Origin of the sequence: Mycobacterium sp. (assembly GCF_025965855.1) — a bacterium.
Classification (GTDB): Bacteria; Actinomycetota; Actinomycetes; order Mycobacteriales; family Mycobacteriaceae; genus Mycobacterium.
Genome location: NZ_JAOPWB010000122.1, coordinates 1 through 5280 on the forward strand (window position 1 = coordinate 1; position 5280 = coordinate 5280).

The following is a 5280-nucleotide window of genomic DNA, read 5'->3' on the forward strand; positions in this document are numbered from 1 at the left end:
GGCTGGATCGGTCACCGCACGCTGTGGATACCGAGCCTGCTACTGCATACCGTCGGCGCTAAGACTGGTAAACAACGCACGACGTCGCTGACCTACGCCCGCGACGGTGACAGCTATCTGGTCGTCGCCTCCAAGGGCGGCGCGCCCGAGGCCCCTGGCTGGTACCACAACCTCAAGGCCAAGCCCGAGGTCGAGATCAACGTCGGCCCAAGGCGTTTCGCTGTCACCGCGCGACCGGTGCTGCCCGACGATCCCGACTACCCGCGGCTATGGCAGATCGTCAACAAGAACAACCAAAACCGCTACATCGAATACCAGAAGCGGACGTCGCGACCCATCCCCGTCGTCGTCCTGGCCCCGAAAGGCTAGAACAGCTAATTCGCGAGCAGTTCCAGCGATGGGGCCGGGCCTCGGATACCTGCTGCCGAGGCGCGTGAAACGTCGACGGTCTTGACCGGCGGTGTTCGGTCGCCGCTTCGCCATTCCAAAACCGTTCATGGTCGCCGCCGTCTGGATCGAAGTACCAGCCCGGCTCTGGCCCTGCGGTAGTCATTCAAGACCCCCTTGCGGCTAACGGACGAACCAACCCTATCCGCGCGCAGAGCGGCCACAAGACAGACTGCCTGCGGTAATCCTGAGATCGACTTTCGAGACTCTCGTATGTGGTCTGATTCGAGACCGCGTTCAGTTCTGCCGCGGGTCTGGTCGTATGCGTAGGTCGCGATGGCGGCGGTGGTCATCGTTTCGCCCTTGCGGGCGAGCGATTCATATCTCTGGTCGCCGAGAACATCGCTGTGGTGGGCGAGGCGGTGTTGGACTGGGGGAAGGCTGCCGTGGTCATGGGGCTGACGGCGAACCCGGCGATGGTTGCCGCCGGTTCGTGGCGTCCGAGCCGGTCAAAAAAGACGGCGAGGATAGCCGGGGGTTGCGCATCAAGTTGGTGTTGCCTCAGTCGTGGAGATTGCGGATGGCCAGAGTGAGGTTGATCGAACGCGGACGCCGTGTGGCCGTGTCGCCTCCTGGCGGGCCAGAATGAGGGCCAGGTGTGACTCGGTGAAGTGGTCGCCGCTGTCTTGAGCGATGACCAGACCACGGCGAAGAAAATAGCTACGTAGGCAGATCTACCCGCAGCGCCAGGTGCTCATCGAGTATCCGGCGCAGCGCGGCGTCCATCGGATGCGCGGATGCGAGGTCGCGGCCGAACCGGCTGTCCACTGCGACTACCGTGCCCTCACGCAGTTCGGCGGTGTCGACCTGATCGATGAACGGATCGAACAATGCGGGCGGAGTGGCCAGGTAGTACAGCGCCCGGCGCGACTCGTTCGACCCGGCGGCGTACATCAGTCCGTGTTGGGTGATCACGAAGAGTTCCGAGGTGATCCTGGCGTTCGGGGTCTCGCCTTTGGCCCATGCCATTGCGGCGCACCGGGTCTGCGCCAATCTATCGGGGACCTCGTCACTCAGCGTGAGTAATCTATCGACGAGTAATCCACCCATTCGCGGATATGCGTCGATGGCGGGTCTGAAGTACCGCTGGAAGATCTCGCCGAAAAAGTCGTACGGTTGCTCGCTCATCGCAGCTCCCCAGGTTTCAGACGGACCCCCTCAATTGTGCGCCCGTACCGGCAGCTGCGCACGAGCGTAGCCAGGACGGCGGGGTAGCAGTGTCGCGACCATCATCGACGTCCTAATCAACCTGAAGACAACGAGTCAGTCTATTTTCGAGACATGACAAATCAGGGAGTGTTGGGCCCGGCGTGACCCGCCCGCCTGGACCCCGGCCGGTGAAGAGAGGTTAGGTCGTGGTGTGTTGGTCGGATGAGTCGCTGGGCTCGACGATCTTTGTTTCCCCACGTCCCCCGTGGCTGATCTCGATGCGGCGGGGCTGGGCCCTTGCCGCCACGGGGAGGGTTACCGTCAGCACCCCGTTCTGATAGGTGGCGGCGATGTGGTCGGCGTCGATGTCCTGACCGAGGGACAGGCGACGCAGGTAACCGCCGGTGAAGCGCTCGGAGCTCAGCCACTGCACGTCGTGTTCGGTGCGTTCGCTGCGTTGTGCCGTCACGGTGAGGATGCCGCCGTCAACGCTGACGTCCACCGAATCTGGGTCCACGCCCGGGAGGTCGGCGTGAAGCACGTAGTGATCACCGGAGCGGTAGAGGTCCATCGGCATGGCCAGTGGGACTCGGGCGGATCCGGGCGATGTACCGAGCAGCTGCGCGGCGAGTCTGTCGATGTCACGGAATGGATCGGGATGAAGCACAGCAACCACCTCCTACATGTCGGGTTGCCGCACCGCGCCATCGCGACGGGTGTCGGCTGGCTGCGCTCCTTCCGGTTTAGCACTCCACCTGCGCGTGCACCAGGGGTGTCGGCGCTGCGCCCAGGTCTTCGGCGGTGAGCACCCTGGTGTCCAGGATCGCCTTCCACATGAAAGGGGCCAGACGCGCCTCGACCTGCTCGTCGATGTCGGTGGCGCGCACAGGGATTGGTGATGGTCGGCGAGATGCCCGTCGAACGCTCGACCCAACTCCTGTTGCTCACCTGGACAGGCGTACACTGAGGGAACGGATCCACGGCAGACCAAGGTCGGACCGGAAGAAAAGATTCCTCCTCTCGGCTGTGGCGCCCAGCACGACCACTAGGCACCCACGCGAAGCAAAGCCCATCAACTGGGCACAGCGCGGTGGGCTTGCGTCAGGCGGGAAACTTTCTCCTGACGCAGAGGCCACATTTCACAGCGCCATAATGCACGCTTGTTAACAAGGTGGTTGGTGCTTCGGACGGAGATCCTTTTCGTTAGGAGAGACGTCCGACTCGTGTCAGCCGAACTCCCGGCGCCGTTTGCGCCTGCTCGCCGACGCAAGGCCAAATTCCTCCCAGCGTCCGTACCTAATCTCGTAGTCAGTTTTTGCTCAGACTGGGATTCCTGCTGACTCCCGCGTGAATGTCTAGGTAGCGCGCCACCGAATGCCGCACACGCTCTGCTTTCGCGGCGCTGGTTGGAAACACCGAGCTGCGACTATCTTTTGAGACCCTCATATGTGGTCTATTTCGAGACCGCGTTCAGTTCTGCTCGGGCCTGGTCGATTTGGTTGTAGGCGTAGGTCGCCATGGCGGCGGTGGTCATGTTCTCGCCCTCGCGGGCGAGCGATTCGTAGGTCTGGTCGCCGAGCACTTCGCGGAGGTGGGTGATTGCGGTGGTGATTTGGAGGACTGTCGACGCGGTGAGGGGACTGAATGCGAAACCGGCGATGGTGGCCGCAGGTTCGTGGCGTCCGAGGCGGTCAAGGAATACCGCGAGAGGTGCCAGGGCGACACGGATGTAGACGACGTTGCCAGAGTCGTAGAAGTTGCGGACTGCCAGAGTGATGTGATCGAGCGCCGCCAGCGGGTCGCCGTGTTCGGCCTCAAGCCGAGACAAACCGGTCGCCAGCTGTGATTCGACCAAGCGGTTGCCGCTGTCCTGGGCGATCACTAGGCCCCGGCGCAGGGCTTCCAGGGCGCGGACGGGATCAGCATCGCGGAAGGCGGAGCCGTAGGCGCGAAGCGCGTTCGCGAGAGCATAGGGGTTGTGGGTGGCTTCGGCGGCTTCGATCAGCCCGTTCGCGGCGGCCCTCGCCTCCTCACCGGCCCCGGCGACCGCCAGTGTGGCGACCAGGTATGCCCGGGTGAGTGTATGGGTGTCTCGGCCGCGCGCGAGCTGGGCGCGACACCACTCGACGCATCGTTCGGGCTGGCCGATGACCAGGTACACACCGCCGAGCACCCCCTCGGCGCCGGACGGCACCTCGCCGCCACTGCCGATCACCGTCTGGCCGGCGTCGGCATAGCCGACAGCCTCCTCGATCCGTCCGGGCATCCAGCACAGCGACGCCGTCACATACAGGGCCGCGAGCCGGGGGTGGTCGACGGCGCGGGCGGGCTCGATGAGCTCCTCGCCCCAGGCTATAGGCTCATAATTGCCGACCAGATAGCCGAGCGGCGCGTAGGTGGCGATGGCGGCGGCATCGTCGAGGTCGCCCCGGTCAGCGGCCCACCGAAACGCGGTGCGCAGGTTGGCCAGCTCGACGATGAACCAGGCGTAGGCACCCCTTTGGCGGGGGCTGTCCCACAGTGCCATGATGTCGGCTTCGCGCCCGGCGAAATACCCGGCATGCGCGGTACGCACCTCAGTGGCCTCGCCATGGGCGGCGAGTTGCTCCTCGGCGAATTGGCGGATCGTCTCCAGCATCGAAAACCGGGTCCGCCCCGCGGACCGTTCAGCAACCAGCAGCGACTTGCGCACAAGAGCGTCGAGAACCTCGAGGATGGCGTACTCGTCGAGGTCATCTGCTCCGGCTACCGCGCAGGCGCTTTGGAGGTCAAATCCGCCCGCGAAGACCGAACAGCGGTCCAGTACTGTCTTTTCGGTGTCATCGAGAAGGTCGTAGGACCAGGCCACCGCGTGGCGCAGCGTGTGGTGGCGTTCCAGGCCGCGCCGTGAGCCGACCAGCAGCCGGAACCGCTGATCCAGACGATCACGCACCTCGATCGCCGTCATCGACGCCATCCGCGAGGCCGCCAACTCGATGGCCAACGGGATCCCGTCGAGGCGACCACAGACCTCCACCACCGCGGCCGCCTCATCGGCGTTGGCCACTGAGAAGCGCGGCGAAACGGCTTGTGCACGTTCAATGAATAGGGAGACCGCGGCAGAGTCGATTCCCGCGCCGACAGCCAGCGAGGGCACCGGCCACAGCTGCTCGTCGGCGAGCCTTAGTCCTTCGCGGCTGGTCGCGAGAATCGTTACGGTCGCCGAGGCGGCGAGGATCGCCTCAACCAGACCGGCTGCGGCGTCGAGGATGTGCTCGCAGTTGTCGAACACCAGCAGCCGGACTCTGCCCTCCAACGCGGCCGCGACACTGTTAGCCACGCTCTTCCCGGGCTGTTGGGTGATGCCCAGCACCGCGGCCACCGCGTCGGGCACCACCGCCGGATCGGCGACCGCGGCTAAATCGAAAAACCAGACCCCGTCGGGAAACTCATCGGCCAGCCGCGCCGCGACCTCCACCGCCAGGCGCGTCTTGCCGACCCCGCCCACCCCGGTCAACGTGACCAGCCGATGAGCCTTCAATGCGGCTTGCACCTCGGCGACCTCGGACTCGCGCCCGATGAAGCTCGTGGTCTGAGGCCGCAGGTTCCCCGGACTTGTGTCGAGCGCCCGCAGCGGCGGAAATTCCGTCGCCTGACCCTGCGCTCTCACTTGGAACACCCCGACCGGCATCGGTACATCCCGCA

The 5280-nt window shown here is 64.9% G+C and carries 6 protein-coding genes; 1 reads left to right on the forward strand and 5 read right to left on the reverse strand.

Going from position 1 to position 5280, the window contains the following annotated elements; all coding sequences use genetic code 11:
- Positions 1 to 369 (forward strand): nitroreductase family deazaflavin-dependent oxidoreductase (locus JWP83_RS09445; RefSeq protein ID WP_297729175.1); only part of this gene is annotated, 369 nt, incomplete at its 5' end.
- Here JWP83_RS09445 and JWP83_RS31210 read toward each other — a convergent pair.
- From JWP83_RS31210 to JWP83_RS09465, 5 genes are all read right to left on the reverse strand, one after another.
- Positions 281 to 553, reverse strand: a complete 273-nt coding sequence (locus JWP83_RS31210; protein WP_367185609.1) for a DUF2510 domain-containing protein — start codon at positions 551 to 553, stop codon at positions 281 to 283. The two genes, JWP83_RS09445 and JWP83_RS31210, sit on opposite strands and share 89 nt — an antisense overlap.
- 554 nt (positions 554 to 1107) lie before the next feature.
- A complete protein-coding gene (locus JWP83_RS09450) occupies positions 1108 to 1575 on the reverse strand; it encodes a glucose-6-phosphate dehydrogenase (protein WP_297729179.1) in 468 nt (155 codons plus the stop codon).
- Between the two features lie 220 nt (positions 1576 to 1795).
- Positions 1796 to 2263: an Hsp20/alpha crystallin family protein gene (locus JWP83_RS09455; protein ID WP_297729182.1), complete on the reverse strand. Its 468-nt coding sequence runs from the start codon at positions 2261 to 2263 to the stop codon at positions 1796 to 1798.
- Positions 2264 to 2339: 76 nt separating this feature from the next.
- Positions 2340 to 2483: a hypothetical protein gene (locus tag JWP83_RS09460; RefSeq protein WP_297729185.1), complete on the reverse strand. Its 144-nt coding sequence runs from the start codon at positions 2481 to 2483 to the stop codon at positions 2340 to 2342.
- A 566-nt stretch (positions 2484 to 3049) separates the two neighbouring features.
- Positions 3050 to 5280, reverse strand: a 2231-nt coding sequence (locus JWP83_RS09465; protein ID WP_297729188.1) for an adenylate/guanylate cyclase domain-containing protein, incomplete at its 5' end; no start/stop codon positions are given.

Bases quoted from the DNA above. Each gene is read 5' to 3' on its own strand.
- JWP83_RS09450 (WP_297729179.1), bottom strand. From the start codon at position 1,575: ATGAGCGAGCAACCGTACGACTTTTTCGGCGAGATCTTCCAGCGGTAC.
- JWP83_RS31210 (WP_367185609.1), bottom strand. From the start codon at position 553: ATGACTACCGCAGGGCCAGAGCCGGGCTGGTACTTCGATCCAGACGGC.